Origin of the sequence: Actinomadura sp. KC06 (genome assembly GCF_004348735.1) — a bacterium.
Taxonomy (GTDB): domain Bacteria; phylum Actinomycetota; class Actinomycetes; order Streptosporangiales; family Streptosporangiaceae; genus Spirillospora.
In genome coordinates this window covers 1-1,629 of record NZ_SMKT01000372.1, presented here as the reverse complement: position 1 = coordinate 1,629, position 1,629 = coordinate 1, and the positions used below count along the sequence as shown (strand labels likewise).

The 1,629-nt window shown below is 76.4% G+C and carries 1 protein-coding gene and 1 pseudogene; both read right to left on the bottom strand.

Features of this window, described 5'->3' with window-relative positions; genetic code table 11:
- Positions 1–530 (bottom strand): annotated as a pseudogene (locus E1287_RS43110) (dihydrodipicolinate reductase C-terminal domain-containing protein); the annotation flags it as partial.
- Between the two features lie 232 nt (positions 531–762).
- Positions 763–1,629: DUF6569 family protein (locus E1287_RS44500; protein ID WP_165969479.1), on the bottom strand; the 867-nt coding region annotated here is incomplete at its 5' end.

Below are 1,629 nucleotides of genomic sequence, written 5' to 3'. Positions count from 1 at the left end.
GGCGGGTGCTCCCGGCCGAGGGTCTCGGCGAGTTCGCGGGCGGTTCCGCTGGGCACGTCGGGTTTCGCGGCGGCGGCGTAGTCGATGATCTCCCAGTGGTCCAGCCGCCGGGCGGCGAGGGTGGCGGCGCGGAGCAGGACGGCGGCCATCACCGAGAAGTTGCCCGCGGCGATCACTCCGGCGCCGGTGGCGCGGGCGAGGCGGTCCAGCTCGTCGTAGTCGGCGGCGGTGAGGCCGCTGGAGCCGATGACGGCGTGGACTCCGGCCTCGACGGCGGTCCACACGTTGCGGCGGACGGCGTCGGCGCTGGTGTAGTCGACCAGGACGTCCACGGGGGCGTCGGCGAGCGCGTCGGCGACGGTGGCGTGGACGCGGCCGGGGCCGCGGGCGGCGGTGGCCTCGGACAGGTCGCGGCCGGCCGCGGACCGGGACACTCCGGCGGTCAGGGCCAGGTCGTCGGCGGCGTCCAGGCCGGCGATGATCGGCGGGGCGGTCCAGCCGGTGACGCCGGCGAAGCAGACGTTGATCATGCCTGGAGTGTAGGCGCGGCGGGCCGGGTGCACGGGAGGGGCGGGACAGGCGGCCGGCGCCGCGTCAGGCTCATGATCGCCGTAACGACGTCCTGAACATCGCGCGTCTCCTGATGTGGAATCAGGGGTCTGCCCGACGTGCCCGGCTCAGTTCCCGCGTGTCCGATTCAAGTGGACACCGCGCCCCCGGGGCAACCCCTTTTCCGGGCCGCCCCGGGGCCGCTCCGGGGGGTCAGCGGGCGAACAGGGAGGCGTAGACGGTGCGGCCGCCGTCGGTGACGATCTGCCCGGCCAGGTGCGGGGCGGTGACCGTCGACAGCCGCAGGTCCCGTCCGGCAGCCGGGTAGCGGTCCTCCTCGTGCAGGTCGGCGGGTCCGGCGGGGGCGTCGGCGAGCCACCGGCCGATCTCGGCGAGGCGGGCGGCGCGGTCGCGTTCCAGCGCGCCGCGCAGCCCGGCCGGCCCGGCGGGCCCGTCGGCGTCCAGCGGCCTGCCGGGCCCGGCGGGTTCGGGCGGCTCGGCGTGCCAGGCGGCGACGCCGTAGGCGAAGCACACCAGCGCGGCCCACATCTCGGCGAAGTAGGCGGGGTCGGGCGCGATCTCCAGGCCGGCGAACCGCCCGGCGACGAAGAACAGCGCGCCGACCTGGCCGGGCAGGGGCTCCAGGCGGGACTGGAACCGGGTCAGGGCCGGCCGCTCGCGCGAGAGGATCTGCTCCAGGTGGCCGCGCCGGGCGAGCCCGTAGCGGGCGTTGAGGGCGGCGACGTCGTCCCACAGCTTGCCGTAGCCGTGCACGCCGCGCAGGTCCAGGGCGCGGGGGCGCAGTTCCAGCGGCAGGACGAAGAACCACTGGTCGCGTCCGGCGAGGTAGCCGCCCTGGCTCCGCTGGACGCAGCAGGCGTCCTCGAACATCAGGCGCTGCCCGGGGGCCAGGAACGCCGACCGGCACAGGGCGTGGTTCTGGGCGCGGTCCTGGACGTAGCCGATGTGCAGCGGGACGATCGCGACGCCGGAGCCGGCGGCGTTGGCGAGCTCGACCCGCCCGTACCCGGCGACCCTGGACAGCTTGAGGCCGGTGCGGGGCGGCGCGAAGCCGGGGTG